General features: G+C 50.6%; 21 protein-coding genes. All 21 read left to right on the top strand.

The genetic code is table 11. The features are described 5' to 3' along the window. Positions 1–6 precede the first annotated feature (6 nt). Positions 7–252 (top strand): hypothetical protein, encoded by a 246-nt coding sequence (locus ACXAFI_RS10765; RefSeq protein ID WP_475108801.1) that lies wholly within the window; start codon positions 7–9, stop codon positions 250–252. Between the two features lie 54 nt (positions 253–306). Continuing rightward, positions 307–972 carry a hypothetical protein gene (locus tag ACXAFI_RS10760; protein WP_475108800.1) on the top strand — a complete coding sequence of 222 codons (666 nt, stop codon included), beginning with the start codon at positions 307–309 and terminating at the stop codon, positions 970–972. A gap of 266 nt (positions 973–1238) precedes the next feature. After that, positions 1239–2066 carry a hypothetical protein gene (locus ACXAFI_RS10755; protein ID WP_475108799.1) on the top strand — a complete coding sequence of 276 codons (828 nt, stop codon included), beginning with the start codon at positions 1239–1241 and terminating at the stop codon, positions 2064–2066. Between the two features lie 143 nt (positions 2067–2209). Further along, entirely contained in the window at positions 2210–2587 is a 378-nt protein-coding gene (locus tag ACXAFI_RS10750; protein ID WP_475108798.1) for a D-Ala-D-Ala carboxypeptidase family metallohydrolase, read from the top strand. Then, on the top strand, positions 2587–2955 hold the full coding sequence (locus tag ACXAFI_RS10745; RefSeq protein WP_475108797.1) for a 3TM-type holin: 369 nt from the start codon (positions 2587–2589) through the stop codon (positions 2953–2955). The genes ACXAFI_RS10750 and ACXAFI_RS10745 overlap by 1 nt, the downstream gene beginning before the upstream one ends. Next, entirely contained in the window at positions 2952–3161 is a 210-nt protein-coding gene (locus ACXAFI_RS10740; protein ID WP_143732445.1) for a holin, read from the top strand. Before ACXAFI_RS10745 ends, ACXAFI_RS10740 begins: the two co-directional genes overlap by 4 nt. Next, the gene (locus tag ACXAFI_RS10735; protein WP_475108796.1) at positions 3151–3873 is read left to right on the top strand and encodes a hypothetical protein; all 723 of its coding nucleotides are present in this window, start codon (positions 3151–3153) and stop codon (positions 3871–3873) included. The genes ACXAFI_RS10740 and ACXAFI_RS10735 overlap by 11 nt, the downstream gene beginning before the upstream one ends. 85 nt (positions 3874–3958) lie before the next feature. Beyond that, complete coding sequence (locus ACXAFI_RS10730) at positions 3959–4480, top strand: hypothetical protein (RefSeq protein WP_475108795.1); 522 nt, start codon at positions 3959–3961, stop codon at positions 4478–4480. Then, positions 4425–6449, top strand: coding sequence for a terminase gpA endonuclease subunit (locus tag ACXAFI_RS10725; RefSeq protein WP_475108794.1), 2025 nt, complete (start codon positions 4425–4427; stop codon positions 6447–6449). The genes ACXAFI_RS10730 and ACXAFI_RS10725 overlap by 56 nt, the downstream gene beginning before the upstream one ends. Then, complete coding sequence (locus ACXAFI_RS10720) at positions 6450–6665, top strand: primosomal replication protein PriB/PriC domain protein (RefSeq protein WP_475108793.1); 216 nt, start codon at positions 6450–6452, stop codon at positions 6663–6665. Beyond that, positions 6665–8155: a phage portal protein gene (locus ACXAFI_RS10715; protein WP_475108792.1), complete on the top strand. Its 1491-nt coding sequence runs from the start codon at positions 6665–6667 to the stop codon at positions 8153–8155. The genes ACXAFI_RS10720 and ACXAFI_RS10715 overlap by 1 nt, the downstream gene beginning before the upstream one ends. A 9-nt stretch (positions 8156–8164) precedes the next feature. After that, the gene (locus ACXAFI_RS10710; protein WP_475108791.1) at positions 8165–10213 is read left to right on the top strand and encodes a ClpP-like prohead protease/major capsid protein fusion protein; all 2049 of its coding nucleotides are present in this window, start codon (positions 8165–8167) and stop codon (positions 10211–10213) included. 101 nt (positions 10214–10314) lie between these two features. After that, a complete protein-coding gene (locus ACXAFI_RS10705) occupies positions 10315–10686 on the top strand; it encodes a capsid cement protein (RefSeq protein WP_475108790.1) in 372 nt (123 codons plus the stop codon). Between the two features lie 7 nt (positions 10687–10693). After that, a complete protein-coding gene (locus ACXAFI_RS10700) occupies positions 10694–10990 on the top strand; it encodes a head-tail joining protein (RefSeq protein ID WP_475108789.1) in 297 nt (98 codons plus the stop codon). Positions 10991–11134: 144 nt separating this feature from the next. Continuing rightward, complete coding sequence (locus ACXAFI_RS10695; protein ID WP_475108788.1) at positions 11135–12037, top strand: hypothetical protein; 903 nt, start codon at positions 11135–11137, stop codon at positions 12035–12037. A gap of 317 nt (positions 12038–12354) precedes the next feature. Beyond that, entirely contained in the window at positions 12355–12699 is a 345-nt protein-coding gene (locus tag ACXAFI_RS10690; RefSeq protein WP_475108787.1) for a hypothetical protein, read from the top strand. Between the two features lie 320 nt (positions 12700–13019). After that, entirely contained in the window at positions 13020–13823 is an 804-nt protein-coding gene (locus tag ACXAFI_RS10685) for a hypothetical protein (RefSeq protein ID WP_475108786.1), read from the top strand. 195 nt (positions 13824–14018) lie between these two features. Further along, a complete protein-coding gene (locus tag ACXAFI_RS10680) occupies positions 14019–14411 on the top strand; it encodes a hypothetical protein (RefSeq protein WP_475108785.1) in 393 nt (130 codons plus the stop codon). A gap of 50 nt (positions 14412–14461) precedes the next feature. Continuing rightward, positions 14462–14935, top strand: coding sequence for a phage tail tube protein (locus ACXAFI_RS10675; RefSeq protein ID WP_475108784.1), 474 nt, complete (start codon positions 14462–14464; stop codon positions 14933–14935). 10 nt (positions 14936–14945) lie between these two features. Next, complete coding sequence (locus ACXAFI_RS10670; protein ID WP_475108783.1) at positions 14946–15305, top strand: phage tail assembly chaperone family protein, TAC; 360 nt, start codon at positions 14946–14948, stop codon at positions 15303–15305. 20 nt (positions 15306–15325) lie between these two features. Further along, entirely contained in the window at positions 15326–15589 is a 264-nt protein-coding gene (locus tag ACXAFI_RS10665; protein WP_475108782.1) for a phage tail assembly protein T, read from the top strand.

The following is a 15589-nucleotide window of genomic DNA, read 5'->3' as shown; positions in this document are numbered from 1 at the left end:
ATAGCTATGACCGTTGTGACTCTCACAGAAGCCAAAGAGCGAATTATGACAACCGTTGCGAGTAGACCCTTAGCGGTATTCCGCACGGATAACCCGCGCCAGGTGGATTTGGTGTTTGCTCATACGGTGGTGACGCAAAATAAAATCCGAGAGGTGCATGAGGATTATTTGGGGACTTTCCACCGGGATAATATGCATGTGGCGAGGAAGGTTTTTAGGGAAAATGCCGAAAGTTTACAGGCGGCAGCGTGATAGGGCCCAGCCGGGCCAGTTGAGGTTGGTGTTTACAGTCTTGGGGGAGGTGGCATGAGATTCGATTCAGCGAGACAGGCTTGGCATGATGCCTTTGATGGCTCTGCGGCGGCGTTTGATTATGAGGCTATGGGTAATAGGAGCACGGTCACCTCAAAGACTCGGCGAGGGCGGAAGATAATTATTCGGGGTGAGGTGCAGGGAGAGGCTAATCAGGTTATTTGCCGCATTGATGCGCCTCGGGTTAGTGGTGTTGAAACGATTGTGGGCAAGGGTAGCGGTAGCCGGGTTATGGATTCCTGTGAGAAGGGAATCATTCAGAGCGTGGTTGCCAAGCTGAGACAAAGTGATCCACTGGCTTACTGCTGGGGCATGGCTGCCTATGCGCCACCGGCAAAAAGATTTAAAGAGCGGGCGGCGCTGTTGCAGTACTTGATGTCTGAATTCGATAAGTGGGAGGAGCCGCACCCGAGGGATAAGGTTAGCCAGTTGGCGTTATTTTGTATTAGCGCGAGTGCGTTGCGGGATGTGAATGGGCGATCAATAGATCTAGGTCATGCACGTAAAATATTAGGGTGTGACAAAAAGCGTTGGGATAGGGAGTGGGTGAAAATTTGGAAGCGCTTACAGCGGCGTCTGGACCCTTTGCCCGGAAGAGCTTTGGGGCCTGTGTCTGAGTTGGTGCAAGAGTACCGCATTAGATTTAAAAAGGCCTGTTGACAGCTTTGTCCTGAGTAGGTATAAATTCCCCAGCATGCGGTTTTTCCGCTTTGCAGAATAAAGCCGGCCTCTGAGCCGGTTTTTTTTGTATATAATTTAATAAGGTTTACTACCGTTTATAAAATTCTGTAGACCTTAACTTATGCTTTATATCTTTTTTGAATGGAATTTCCGAAAAATGTGATCAGGTGCTGGGTTTTGATGTGCGTTATAAGGTTCACTTTCTCTTCGAGCGGTTAATTCAATTTATTTTTCAGTGAATTTTTATGTTTTTAAGAAATACCATTAAAACAGTAGCTGTTTCTGTGGCTTTAATATCCTTCGGTGCGCAAGCTAAAACGTTCAAGTATGAACTTCAAGATCTACATTCATCTAACGGTGAGATACAGTACCCAGGCCTAAATTTGAATGACGCTAGCTCTGTGGTTTTGACTGTTGAGCAAGCGGATAATTCAGTGCCTGCTATGCTTACATCGTTAACAATTAATTTTCCTCATGCGCCCGGTCTGTCAGTAAGTGATTTTAAAGAAAATGATCAAGGTTGGAGATTTTATTCTACCGTCGATGATGTTTGGGTGTATCGTCAGCTCGATATTGCAGTAGACGGTTTTAATGCTGGAAATCCAAATAATGAAACGGTTCACATTGAAGGTTTTGTCTCTGAAGCTGAAAATTTTATTGGGGAAGAGCGTTCACTAAATTTTGAGCAAAGACTATTTTCTGTTCATGGACAATTAGTTGATGTGACTCCAGGCAAAGTTGTTGATGTCAAATCGTTTACAGTTGATGGCAGTCAGGTTGAGCTGTCGCTAAAAGATAATCCAGCTGTTGATCCAAATTCAAGCAATGGTGATATGGCATTTGTTATCGAATTGCTGTGGTTTGGGGAGGGGAAAGAGGTTTACCATTTTCACGCACCTTTTGGTGATGAAACAAAATTTTATGAAGCATACAAGCTAGAAGTCTCAACAATGCCTGGGCCTGATGGTGATGAAACAGCTGTCAGTATTAAAGTTAAAGACGCGCAAGGTATGGAATTTGAAACACATCATATTTATCTTAAAGATATGCTGAGGGAAGCTTACGAGCTTTAATCGCATCCTTATTTTTGATTTAAGCTTTAAGATACGCTGTTTATTTAAATCAGTAAAAAGTCTTAGTAAAGTCGTTCTGTAACGAAACTTATTTCATAAGAATTAACCCGCCCTGTGCGGGTTTTTTCATTTCTGGTACTTCCATGTTTGATAACGACTATTTCACAGAGTTGGAATTGGCTTGTCGTTGCTGTGGCAAAAATTATTTTAAAGATGAAACGCTAAAGCGCCTGATTAGAGTCAGGGAGCGCTTCGGCAAGCCAATGGTTATAAATTCCGGTTATCGTTGCTCAGCTCACAACAAACGATTAAATGCGACCATGACTCATGCTACCGGGCAAGCTGTTGATATTTCTGTGGCTGTAGGCAGAGCACATGAGCTTATGAAAGTTGCCTTAGAAGAAGGTTTCAGCGGTATAGGGGTGAAGCAGAAAGGGCCGATCAAAAAGCGGTTTATCCATTTGGATGATCTTGATTCAATTTCTGGCGAGCGGGCGCGCCCTGCGGTGTGGAGCTACTAATGATTTCAGCTATATCCAGCTTACTCGGCAAGGTCATAGACAAGGCATTCCCGGATAAGACAGAGGCCAACCGCCTAAAGGCGCAGGTAGATTCAAAGTTAATCTCAATGGACCTGGAGGAGCTGAGAGCGGCTACCCAGGTAATCACTGCAGAAGCTGGGGGAGAGTCATGGCTACAAAGAAACTGGCGGCCAGTAACAATGCTCACGTTCGTGGGGCTGATCGTCTTTCATTGGCTGGGGTGGACAGCGCCAAACCTCAGCGAGAACCAGACTCTCGCCCTTCTGGAAATAGTAAAAATCGGCCTCGGTGGTTATGTCGTGGGGCGCAGCGTTGAGAAGGCAACTATTGCCTGGAAGCAGACATGACACTTCAGGATGCCCTCAGAGAGATAGCGGATAAGGCTGGCTATATGACTGCTATTGGTGCTGGAACTTTCGCGGGTTGGCTTGCAAACAACTGGCTTGGTCTTGCTGGTGTGCTGATAGCTGCGGCAGGTTTAATGGTTAATTGGTATTACAACCACAAGCGCTTGAAGCTGCAGGAGCAGCAGGGCGGGGACGATGGACGTTAGTGTAAAGCTGGATACTTCAAAGTTTGATCGAGCATCTGCTGAATTAAAAAAGCAATTACCTTATGCCAGTTCGGTTGCCCTAAATAACGTGGCCTTTCGTATACGGGGAGAAGAGTGCTCAGCGATGGGGCGTGTATTTACAAACCCTGCAAAGTTAATGCTGAACTCTGTATTGGTAAAGAAAGCCACGAAGCGTTCTGGCATTGCCAAAGTCTTTATCCGTGATCAGGTTTCCAATGGAACTGCACCGAGTAAATATCTGGCTCCGTCGATTATGGATGTGAACCGGAACGATAAGCGCTTTGAGCGAGCCCTTCGGCACATGGGTGTCCTACCTGCTGGTATGTATGTGGTGCATGGCGAGGTGGCGAGATTAAACAAGCATGGGAATATCTCGGTCGGTACCTATAAGAAGATTTTGGCAGAACTCCGTGCTGGTACCAGTGTAAAAAAGAGCGGGGCAAATAGTGCTCAAGGGCCTACAGGCAAACACTTTGTAGGAAAGGTAAACGGAGTATTGGGTGTGTGGAAGAGGGCAGGCGGTAAGCGCCGGCCAACGGTTAAGCCCATCCTGATTTTCCTCAAAGGCAAGCCAGATTACCGCAAGCGTTTCCCTTTTATCCGAATAGCTGAAGGCATAGCCCGTAGGCATTTGCCATTAGAACTGGATAAGGCCATGGACCATGCGATTGCGACCGCAAAAAGACGTTGAACGGGTCCTCCTGAGGGGCCAACACACGGGTGATTCGGACCCCGCTTTTTTAACAGATATCCAAAATTTCATAGGGGGTTATACCTTGGCTGGTGATATCTCTCTTGATGATCAGGCCACACAATTGGGCTTTGCTCGCTTGGTTGGCGCTACTCAACCGGCTATTGCCAAACACTACAAGGCAGACGTTTTTACTGTAGGTGCCAGTTTCAGAGTTTGGCTTCATGAGTACTGCGAGCGGCTGCGAACCGAGGCTGCAGGACGCCAAGCGAATGAGGCCCGCAACCGTCGCGATATGGCGCAGGCAGTTGAGTCAGAGGCAAATGCACAATTAAAAATGCGTGAGCTGTATCGGCAAGACCAATTAATTCTGGATATTGAGTCCGTACGCAAGGCGATGGTGGAGTGGTCCACCATTGGCAAGAATGAATTTTTAGGAGCGGTGGAAAGCATCGTTATTGCTATCGAGAGCCAGCATGCCATTACCATCGATCGCGAACCCCTACAGCCAAACATTGACGCTGCCCTCAAAGCTATTGGCAGTTACGAAATTGAATCTGAAGAGGCTGGTGGAGGAGGTGCGCCAGGCCTGGATACCGCAGCCTAAAATCCCGCTGATCGAGTGGCTACCGGACAATATCAAACTGCCCTCGGAGGATAGCGACAACGCTGGTTATTACCGCAACGACTATGTGCCCTATTTCTGGGGCGTAATGCACGCATTGGATAATCCGGTGTCGTGGATGGTGGTAATGCAGAAGGCCGCGCAGATCGGCTGGACGGTTCTGCTGGCCACCGATATCTGCAAGGTCGCCGTCACCGACCCGGCCCGCATCCTGATGCTGTTCCCCAAGGATGAAAAAGGCCGGCTGTTTATGGATGAAAAGCTGGTGCCGATTATCGAAGGCTCGCCAGCAGTGAATCGGGTGATTGATGTCACCACTAGTCGCAAAGGCGGCAGCCGCTCGACGCGCAAGAAATTCCCCGGTGGTGAGGTGCGCACCATTGGCTCCAACTCCATCTCCAATGTGAAATCCACCACAGCCCGCCGGGGCTATGTGGAGGAGCCAGACGATACCAACAAAGATGTCGGCGATCAGGGCGACTCCATTCGCCACCTGCGCGAACGCCTCAAGCGCATGCGCAACAAGAAATTAATTATTGGTGGCACGCCGGCGGTAGCGGATCTTTCCCAGGTAGAGCACTACACCAAGCTCGGTACCATGCGCGTACTGCCGGTGACCTGCCATGACTGCGGTGACTCCCATGTACTGGATTGGGAAAACGTCCGCTGGCTGAAGAAGGAAGAGGGTATACCGCACCCGGTATTTGGCCTGCATCAGCCTGATACGGCTATCTATGGCTGCCCGGAATGTGGCAGCGAATGGGATGACTACCGCCGCCAGGCCAATATTCTGCAGACCTGTAAAACGGCGCGAGAAAATGGAGATGACTTTGCCGGCTGGGTGAAAACCCAATGCGGTGAAGATTTTGAGCCCGATGAAATCGAACCGATAGAAACCTTTATGGAGCTTTCCGAGCTCTATGTGTGCATACCCGGCACCGGCCTTGCCGATGTGGTGCGGGATTTTCTCGAAGCCGAACACGAAGCCAAAAGTGGGGATGAATCCGCGCGCATCGTATTCCAGAACAACAAATTGGGCAGGCCCTACCAGTATGCCGCCAGCCGATTGTTGGACCACGAAAAACTACAAGAGGCCGCCGAGGACTACCCGGAATTATCCTGCCCCGCCGGCGGCCTGCTGGTAACGGTGGGCGTTGATGTGCAGCACGACCGCCTCGCGATATCAATACGCGCTTTCGGTCGCAATGAAGAAAGCTGGCAGTTGTTCTGGGGCGAGATCGACGGCGATACCGCAGACAAGCGCGACGACTGCTGGGCTGCCCTGGATAAGCTAGTCTTCCAGCCTTTCGAGCACGAGCGCTTTGGCGAAATACGCGCAGCCGCAGTCAGTATCGACTCCTCCGATGGGGGCACCAGCAACGCGGTCTATCACTGGGTGCGAACCCGCGATAAAAAACATCGCGGCGTGCTGGTGATGGCCATCAAAGGCGACAGTAACGACTTCGGCACCAAGGAAATCTTTTCCCAACCCAGACAGGTGGATTACAACAATCCCAAGCGTCGTACCAAGGCTGACCGCCACGGGGTTCGGGTTTATATGGTGGGTACCCATAAAGCCAAGGATCTGATTGCCAAACGTTTGCTCGGCACCAGTGCTTATATGCACAGCTGCAAACATGTGCGGCAGGACTACTGGGAACAGGTGACTGCCGAAGTGAAAGCCCCCAGTAAAAAGCATAAAGGCCGAGAAACTTGGCAGCAGCGCCCCGGCAGACCCAACGAGGGCACCGATACCGAGGTCTATGCCCTACACGCAGCCCACGCCAAGGGCATGCATAAATACAACGAGAAAAAATGGTCCAGCATTGAATCACAGCTGGGCCAGCGCACCCTGTTTAGCGAACCGGAAATATCACCGGATCAATCTCAGCCAGCCCCGAAAAAACTACACCGGCCAGCACAGCCGGTGGGCTCCCTACTGGATAGTTAAATGTCGAAAACCGCACAAGCCATGGTCGACCTCTATATCGAGGCCGAGCTAGATGTGCTCGCCGGTAAAACCACGGTGATTAACGGCCGCCAATTTACTGCAGAGAACCTGCAGGAAATCCGCGCTGGTCGTCAGGAGTGGGAGCGCCGCGCACAGCAAGAAAAACTCAAGGTTGCCGGCAAACGCCGCGGACCCGCCTACGCGAACTTTTACTAATGAACAAACTGGATTCTGTTATCGGGTTCTTTGCGCCCGAAGCTGCCCTGCGCCGCGTGCAAGCCCGCCGCGCCTTGGAGATCGCCGCCGCCTATGAAGCCGCACGGCCAAGCCGGCTGAGGAAAAATCCCGGTGATAACCGCAGTGGGGATTTAGTAATTGAAGGCAGTGTGGAAACACTGCGCGGCCAGGCCCGGCACCTGGAGCAAAATCACGATTTTGCCTTTGGCATTCTCACCACTATGACCAACAACATCGTCGGCCCGCGCGGCATCGATGTGGAGTTCCAACCTAAAACTTGGGATGGCGATATTCACGAAGGCCTCGCCAGCCAAATGAATGAGGCTCACAAGGAATGGGCACGGCGCCCGGAATGCACCCGGCAATTTAGCTGGGGCAAATCCCAGCGGCTTTTATGTAATACCTGGCTACGGGATGGCGAAACCCTACTGCGGCACCTGCAGGGCTCGGTGCCGGGATTAAAGCATAGGACCCCAGTGCCTTACACCATCGAATGCCTGGAACCGGATTTTCTGCCGGTGGATTACAACGATCCCAGCCAGCGCATAGTGCAGGGTATTGAGAAATCTGCCTGGGGCGAAGCCAAGGCCTTTTGGCTCTACGACGAGCACCCAGGAGCCTCACTGAACTGGCGCATGAAGTGCAGGCGCCACACTGCGGAAAATATCGAGCACCTGAAATTTGTACGCCGGCTGCACCAAACCCGTGGAGTTTCCATCTTTGCCGCGGTGATGAATCGCCTCAACGATATCAAAGACTATGAAGAAAACGAGCGCGTTGCCGCCAAGATTGCCTCGGCCATGGTGGGTTTTATCCAGAAGGGCAGCCCTGATACTTATGAGCATGATGATGCTTGGGATAGTGAAGGAAAGCGTATTCTCGACATCCGTGCCGGCGCCATCTATGACGATCTCCGCCCAGGGGAATCTGTCGGCACCATCCAAAGTAATCGCCCCAGTGGTCTGCTAACGCCATTTTTAGAAACCATGCACCGCATGGCCGCCGCCGGCACCATGGCCAGCTTTAGCAGCATCAGCAAAAACTACAACGGTACTTATAGTGCGCAGCGCCAGGAGCTGGTGGAGCAGTGGACCAATTACGAAACTCTCAGCCTGGAATTCTGCGAGGAGATTGTAGAGCCGGTCACCCGGCGCTGGGTGCAAATGGGTTTACTGGCCGATGCCTTCCAAGTGCCGGCTGATGTCGACCCGGCAACCCTGATGCACGTCGATTTTATTACCCCGGTCATGCCCTGGATTAACCCAGCCCACGAAGCCAGCGCCGATGAAACCCTGCTGGAAAACGTGCTGGTCAGCCCACAGCAGACCATTCGCCGCCGGGGCAAGAAATCGGACGATGTAATCAAGCAAACCGCTGCCTGGCAGAGAAAGCTGAAAGAAAACGATATCACCACTCCAAGCAAACGCGCTGCGGTCCCCGCAGAAAATACTGAGTCCGACTCTAAATAGGAGACCGCAATGCCTAAAAAATCCTGGTACAGCATTACTGCCGCTGCCAATACCAGTGAAGCCGATATCTATTTGTACGACACCATCGGTTATTGGGGTGTAACCGCAAAAGACTTTGCCCGGGATCTCAAAGCGCTCGGCAATGTCAGCAAGATCAATCTGCACATTAACTGCCCCGGCGGCGACGTGTTCGATGGCACTGCCATTTACAACCTGCTGAAAGATCACAAAGCCGAGGTGGAAACCTGGATTGAAGGCATCGCAGCCAGTATGGGCAGCGTGATCGCCCTCGCCGGGGATACCGTCCATATCGCTGAAAATGCCTATTACATGGTGCACAACCCCAGTGCCGGTGTGCGAGGCGATGAGCGCGCCCTGGAAAAAACCAAAGGCCTGCTCGCCAAAGTGAAAGCCACCATGATCGGCCTCTATGCCTCCCGCACAGGAATGTCCGATGAGGAAGTCAGCCAAGTGATGGATGACGAGACCTGGTACACCGGTGCCGAGGCGGTAACGGCCGGCTTCGCCACCGATACCACAGCAGCAATCGAGATGGCTGCCAGTTTTAACGGCGATCTCTTCAACCAGTTCAAAAATACCCCTCAAGCCATTAGTGCATTGGTTGTGCAGGGTTCCACTGAATTCAGATTCCCGTCTGCGGTTGCAGGCAATCCAAACCAAACCCATAGCCAGGAGGCGAAAGCCATGACTACAACCACCTCCACCACGCCAGCTGCAACCGCTGCGACCGAGGTTACCCCAGAAATGAAAGCGCAGATCGAAGCCAGTGCCAGAGCGCAATTTGCAGCGGATGAGCAAAAACGCAAAGACGGTATCAAAGCCGCTTTTAAGGGCTTCGAAGCGCACAGCACGGTAATGCAATCCTGCCTCGATGATATGAATTGCACAGTAACCGCAGCCAAAGACAAACTGCTTGAAGCCCTGGGCCATCAAACCCCAACCCCGGTGCAAAGCTACAGCCTGGTAGTGCAGGAAGGCGAGGGCATCAAACGTATGAAAGCGGATGCCGAGAATGCCATCGCTATGCGCGCCCTTGGTGAACAGCGCACCGAAGGCAATGGCCTGGCCGGCTATACCATGTTGGAAATTGCCCGCATGTTGATGCACGCCCACGGCCAGAACCTAACGGGCCTGGATAAAATGGCTGTGGTCGCCGCCGCCTTTACCCATAGCTCCGGGGACTTTGCCACTGTCCTCGGCAATATTGCCAATAAAGCCATGCTCAAGGGCTACTCGGAAGCGGCGGAGGTATTTCCGCAGTTTACCGCCACCGGCAACCTCAGCGACTTCAAGATAGCCACCCGCACCGACCTGGGTTCCTTCCCAACCTTGCGCCAGGTGGCAACGGGGGCAGAATTTAAATATGTCAGCATGGGCGAGCGCGCCGAAACCGCCGTGCTGGCCACCTACGGCGAGATGTTCTCTATTACCCGTCAGGCCATTATCAATGACGACCTGGGAGCCTTTACCCGTATCCCACAAAAAATGGGCCTCGCCGCCGTGCGTACCGTGGGGGACCTGGTGTTCAGTATCCTGATCAACAATCCAAAAATGGCCGATGGCAAGGCACTGTTCCATGAGGACCATGGAAACCTGGCCTCCGCAGCAGGGATTAACACCAGCAGCATTGATGCCGCAAGGGTAAAAATGGGCAAGCAGAAGGACGGCGATGCCTTCCTGAATATCCGCCCCAAATTCCTGATCTGTGATATTGCCGACGAGGGTACTGCACGGGTCGCACTGGAATCCGAGTTCGAAGTGGGTGCAACCAGCAAAAACAACACCGTACCCAATAGCGTGCGCAATATCGCCAGCGTGGTATCCGATGCGCGTTTGCACGGTCATAACGGCTGGTATCTGGGTGCCGATCCCAATATGCACGACACCATCGAAGTACTCTACCTGGACGGCCAGCAGGCGCCGGTACTCGAGCAACAAAACGGCTGGAATGTGGACGGGGTGGAATTCAAAGTCCGCCTCGATGCCGCCGCCAAAGCCTGGGACGCTAAAGGCATGGTGAAGACACCCAAGACTTAATGCCAAACCCAAACCGAACCAAACCTAAAAAAAACCGAATAGGGCTGCACATCGCGGCCTTTTTTATTGCAACAGCTCAAAACCCAAGCGGGGAAAGTGAAATGGCTACCAATTTTGTTCAAGACGGCCGCATGCTCGATTACGCCAATGCCACCGGCTCAGAGATCACCTCTGGCCAGGTGGTCGCCATCGGCGCAGTGCTGGGCGTGGCCCTGGATGATATCGCCAACGGCGCATCCGGTGTGATTGCTATTGAAGGTGTGTTTAGCGTGCCCAAGGTATCCGGTGCAGTGATTGGCCAGGGGGAAACCCTGACCTGGGTCGTTTCCTCAAAAGCCTTTGACGATAGTGCCGCAACAGCCGCAACCGGCGATATTACCGGCCCCACAGCCTTTGCCGCAGAGGCTGCCGGCGATGGCGTTACCAGCCTAGCGGTGAAGTTTACCGGCGTACCTGGCACAGTGAAGGCTTAGGTGATCGATGGATCTGGACCAACGAGCCGCAGAGCGCGCGTTCCGCAAATGGGGCAAGCCCGCTACCTATACAGATGGTAGCGGTGCTGAGCCTATTGCTTGCCGGGTGATTAAGGATCAGGAGATCGACGAGTTCGATGATGAGGAGCGTGTGCGGGTGCCGCGTATCGAGTTGAGTCTGCTGGTGAGTGAAGTTGGGCTTTATAGCTCTGGGGCGGTGGTTACGCTTGATGGTGTAGTATATAGAGTGCGCAAGCGACTGGTGGATGATGGAGTTATTTGGCGGGTACAGGTTGACGGTTGAAGCAAGCCAATAGGTTATCATTTGGACTGTATAAGGGTGATAAGAGCCTTTATTCGAAAACCAATGAAGGTTGAGATTGGGTTTATAAAGACAGGTATATAAAAAGCCACTCTTGAATTAACTATTAAGCATCAGGAGGAATTGGTGCAACTTTCCAAAATAGTTTGGGTATTAATTGTATTGTGTATATCAGTTGCAGTGCGTGCTGAGGATGAGTTTGTAAACAAGTATCGAAACTATACGCCACAGCAGATAGCTGATTTACCAGAAAAGGAGCGCAGTAGTAAAGTTCCTATGATGTATTCGTTTGCGGCGAGAAGCGGTTTGGCGAAAGGGGCTGAATTGCAGTTTGCAATGCAGTTGAATACTTTGATGTACCCAGGAATTGATGATTATGAAAGTGCTGTAAAGTCATTTCAGAGAGACTTGGGTGATAAGGCTACTGGGGTTCTAACTGTATGGCAGATTCATAACCTAGAGAAGCGTTCAGGTTTTCAAAAACTTTCAAGGGTTTCATTTCCCTCCGATTATTTCAGTAGAAAATCTGATAGTTATGCAACGGTTAAGGGAACCATGATGATTCATGGTGAGCGAATTGCTTGGCCAGTTAATTACTTTCAGCTCAAGTGCTACAAGTCAGGCATGTATTGTGAACTTGATGAACTATATCTTATATTTCCTGACGATGATTCATGGACTCAAACATTTGATGTGATGCAAAAGAGGACTCAGTACTACGATGTAACGAATTGGTCTAATGATATTGTTGATGCAGTCCCGAACGACCCGGGCGATGGTTGCAGAGTTACGGCTCTAAATCTGAACTTCAAGGCTAAAGAGTTCTACCAGATTACAAGGAATGGAGCTGAGAAATGTGAGTTCATGGGGGTTGCTTTACCAAAGTTGGAAAGACCTCAAGTTGCTCAAGTAGTTGATGGAGAAGACATCATAAATAGAGAGTTCGGTGAGCTTCGTGAAAAGGCATTTTCCTTTTTATCTAGCGAATTCAGGAGCAAAGTTGAAAAACTTAAAGCCGAGACTAAGTAATGTTTGTCTAGGTGCTGTCAGGAACAAGTCTGAGTTACGATGTTAGATTTAAACGCCTGAAGATATTTTTCAAAGCTCTTGTAGGTTTAGATAGCCATTACCAGAAAAATAGTTATCTCGAAAGATATTGCAGCATGCAAGATTTCCGAACCCGCACCAGCGGGTTTTTTCATGCCCAAAATTTCTGGAGTACTTCCCAATGACCCAACGCATCACCATCCGCGATGCAGTACTAAACAACTTGCAAACCCTATCCGGATACACATTCCCCTCTGCTGGCCAATCGTGTTGTGGAGGAAACAATAGGTATCAGCCCAATGCAGTTGATGGGTATAACTCACCTGGAGGCTGAGAATAACGAACCTCTCTACACCCCTTCGGAATTGGGTAAAGCGTACGAAATGAGTGCCCGAGAGTTCAACGCCATCCTACAGCGTATGGGGCTGCAGAAGCATGTGGAATACAAGCCGCACAAGAAACGCTGGGAGCTAACGCCAAAGGGTGAAGAGTTTGGCCGTTATTGCGATACCGGCAAGAATCACTCTGGCGGCGCTCCAGTACAGCAGATCAAATGGCGCAAGGCGGTATTGGAAGAGGTTGCCCGCTATGCGGAACAGCTCCGCGATAAGTTGCCTGGGGGCCCCTTCCTTAAAGTGGTATAAGTTTTACGGCGGCCATGAGCGTGAATACAACACCGCAAGGAAATAGCGCTCGCCCATTTATCATTCTCCTTTGGGTGTTCAGTGGCTGCCGCCTTATTAAAGGGTTCCCAAAATGATATGAAACAGTGAAAATACTGAGATGGAAAAACGCGGCTTTATATCTATTTTTGCACATCTACGCTAGGCGTAAGTAAGTAACTAATTGATTTCCTTAGTCTTTTCCTTCTTTGAAGGAGGTGGGGCTTAGAAATATAAAGCAAGGTGGTATAAAGAATTTTTTTTGAATGAACTGTTATAACTCTGAATAAGGATGTCCTGTTATGCAGGAAGTAATTGAGCAGCCCGAATATATCTACCACTACACAAGCATACATTCCTTAGCCTGTATACTTGAAAGCACTAAGATTCGCTTCACTAAGCTAAGCAACTTAAATGACCCTCTAGAGGGAAAATCCTCAGATTTAAGAGGGTCTGAGCATTTAGTCTTTTGTTCTTCTTGGACTGCTCAAGGGCGCGACACTATACCGTTATGGAAAATGTATACAGACCTACAGGGGGTAAGAATAAAAGCTCCTATCAATATGTTTGCTATAGACGGAGAATTGAAAAGAGGGACTTGGGGACGTCTAGAAGTAAATCATTCAACTCTAAAAAATGTAATTGAGACCACTGCGACAGGTGGTATAAACGGAAATCGTATAGTAAATAGACTAAATAAACTCTTAGGGCCAGATCCTGTCCGATATCTTAATGAAAGAGATACTGCGTATACCAAAGCACTTTCCAGTTATGTTTCACCTAGTGGTCCAGGAGAAGTCATAAATTTGTCAGAGGTTGGGATCTATAAGAATGATGACTGGGGGTACGAAAAGGAATGGCGATTTCGATTGCCATTTGGAGTTAGTTTTACATCCCCGCAGGGCATAAGTGCTAGTGATTTCTGTAAGCTTGTAGGGTTTGAAAAAAACTATATTGATGTGCCGTTAAAAAATGAGGTCATTGATAATATTGAAATCATGATGGGGCCTCGATGCCAAGCATCACATGAAATAATTGTGCGCTCCTTGCTGGAGAAGTATTCTTCTAATTTCAATTTGAATAAGAGTGATATAAAAATAAAATAGCCATAGCAAACTAATGCAATGGGACTGCTTCGCAGCCGTTGTTTGGAGCGTTGAGAGCCTAAACCTGAAAAAATCTCTTTGAACCTCTGATGGCAATTAAAATGTGCTCAGAGCGAGTAAACGCTATCGAAGCGTAAATCCTCAAACCCGCACTAGCGGGTTTTTTTGTGTCTAAAATTCTTGGAGTACTACCCAATGACCCAACGCATCACCATCCGCGATGGCGTTTTTAATAATCTGCAAACCCTATCCGATTACAACTTCCCCTCAGTGGGAACCACTGAAGGCATTGAACGGGAAAAACTACCGGCAATCTTTGTGGGCTTTGCTACGGAAAACACAGAGCAGGAGCTCTCGGGCACTACCCGCCAGCTGGATCTTGTCGTTTCTGTGGTGGTGCACAGCCGGGGGGATATCTATGAACTGCTGGATCAGGCCTCTGAGGATGTTGAGGACGTATTGCAGGATCGAACCCTGGGCGGCGTCTGTGAAATTTTTGCGCTGTCGCAAACGGATTTCGCCCTGGATCAGGATCACCCGCTGGGTGAAGTACGCCTGACCTATACCGCCCAATATTCCACTGAATGACGCACCCCGCGTCGGACTTTCATTTCCACTAAAGCAACGGGAGAACCCCTATGTCTCAATTGGCTCAGGGCACCAATATCTATTTTATCGACCCGGCAGATGATTCTGTGAAGAAAGTGACCGGGCTGAATTCTTTTAACCCCGGCGGCAACCCGGCGGATCAGCTCGACGATACCTCTCTGGAGGACTTGGATAAAAAATTCAAACGGGGCCTGCGTACACCTGGGCAGGCGTCGGTGGGACTCAAAATTGATCCGAGAAATGCGGTCCACAAGCGCCTGCATGAGCTTTCCCAGGATGACACCGTGGACAATATGAAATGGGCGGTGGGCTGGAGTGATGGCACAGAGCCGCCCACGGTGACCGACAGTGATTTTGTGCTGCCGGATAGCCGCACTTGGTTCACCTTCGAGGGCTATGTGGCCGACTTCCCCTTTGATTTCCAGCAGAACAGTTTGGTCACTGGAGAAATGTCGATCCAGCGCAGCGGCGGTTCGGCCTGGACGGTTAAGTCTTCAACCTAAGAGAGTAATTATGGAATTATCCATCGAATCCCTGCAGCAGCAGGGGGCTTTTTCCGGGGCACCGGTTAAGCGTTCCATTACCTGGAAACAGGGCGAGCAGGAGTTATCGGCAACCGTTTACGTGCGCCGTCTCTCCTATCACAGCGCCGTCAATGATGTGGCGGCGATGCGTGGTGAGGGGGATATGATTGCCGGGCGTATCGCGGCCTGTATTGTCGATGCCGAGGGCAAGCCGGTGTTTACCCCGGCGGACATAACCGGAGAGGCAGACCCGGAGCGCGGCCCGCTCAATGCGAATCTGACCCAGGCCCTGCTACTGGAAATCGGTGCGGTCAATAACCTGGGAAAGACGCCCAGCTCAGCGAACTAGACGAACTCTGGCATGAGCTGGTGCTGAATGGCATCGGCGGCTGCACCATCGCCGAGGCCCAGCAGCGGCTCAGCTATGAAGAGGTCCAGCGCTGGGCGCTCTACCGTAAAAAGCGCGGCTCCCTACATCCGGGGATGCGTACCGAAAGATCAACGGCGCTACTCGCCACCCTCTACGCCAATGCTCACCGTGGCAAAGGCAATCCCGTAAAAATCACCGACTTTATGCCCCATGAGGAAGAGCCAGAGCTATCGCTGCAAGAGGCGATGAAGAGCTGGCACTAG

This window comes from Microbulbifer sp. ABH2_005 (assembly GCF_056160005.1).
Note: the sequence above shows the minus strand (reverse complement) of the source record. Positions and strands in the feature narration are given on the sequence as shown.

Bases quoted from the DNA above. Each gene is read 5' to 3' on its own strand.
- ACXAFI_RS10735 (WP_475108796.1), top strand. From the start codon at position 3,151: ATGGACGTTAGTGTAAAGCTGGATACTTCAAAGTTTGATCGAGCATCT.
- ACXAFI_RS10755 (WP_475108799.1), top strand. From the start codon at position 1,239: ATGTTTTTAAGAAATACCATTAAAACAGTAGCTGTTTCTGTGGCTTTA.
- ACXAFI_RS10760 (WP_475108800.1), top strand. From the start codon at position 307: ATGAGATTCGATTCAGCGAGACAGGCTTGGCATGATGCCTTTGATGGC.
- ACXAFI_RS10765 (WP_475108801.1), top strand. From the start codon at position 7: ATGACCGTTGTGACTCTCACAGAAGCCAAAGAGCGAATTATGACAACC.
- ACXAFI_RS10715 (WP_475108792.1), top strand. From the start codon at position 6,665: ATGAACAAACTGGATTCTGTTATCGGGTTCTTTGCGCCCGAAGCTGCC.
- ACXAFI_RS10750 (WP_475108798.1), top strand. From the start codon at position 2,210: ATGTTTGATAACGACTATTTCACAGAGTTGGAATTGGCTTGTCGTTGC.
- ACXAFI_RS10710 (WP_475108791.1), top strand. From the start codon at position 8,165: ATGCCTAAAAAATCCTGGTACAGCATTACTGCCGCTGCCAATACCAGT.
- ACXAFI_RS10745 (WP_475108797.1), top strand. From the start codon at position 2,587: ATGATTTCAGCTATATCCAGCTTACTCGGCAAGGTCATAGACAAGGCA.
- ACXAFI_RS10700 (WP_475108789.1), top strand. From the start codon at position 10,694: ATGGATCTGGACCAACGAGCCGCAGAGCGCGCGTTCCGCAAATGGGGC.
- ACXAFI_RS10685 (WP_475108786.1), top strand. From the start codon at position 13,020: ATGCAGGAAGTAATTGAGCAGCCCGAATATATCTACCACTACACAAGC.
- ACXAFI_RS10680 (WP_475108785.1), top strand. From the start codon at position 14,019: ATGACCCAACGCATCACCATCCGCGATGGCGTTTTTAATAATCTGCAA.
- ACXAFI_RS10740 (WP_143732445.1), top strand. From the start codon at position 2,952: ATGACACTTCAGGATGCCCTCAGAGAGATAGCGGATAAGGCTGGCTAT.
- ACXAFI_RS10690 (WP_475108787.1), top strand. From the start codon at position 12,355: ATGCAGTTGATGGGTATAACTCACCTGGAGGCTGAGAATAACGAACCT.
- ACXAFI_RS10705 (WP_475108790.1), top strand. From the start codon at position 10,315: ATGGCTACCAATTTTGTTCAAGACGGCCGCATGCTCGATTACGCCAAT.
- ACXAFI_RS10675 (WP_475108784.1), top strand. From the start codon at position 14,462: ATGTCTCAATTGGCTCAGGGCACCAATATCTATTTTATCGACCCGGCA.
- ACXAFI_RS10670 (WP_475108783.1), top strand. From the start codon at position 14,946: ATGGAATTATCCATCGAATCCCTGCAGCAGCAGGGGGCTTTTTCCGGG.
- ACXAFI_RS10720 (WP_475108793.1), top strand. From the start codon at position 6,450: ATGTCGAAAACCGCACAAGCCATGGTCGACCTCTATATCGAGGCCGAG.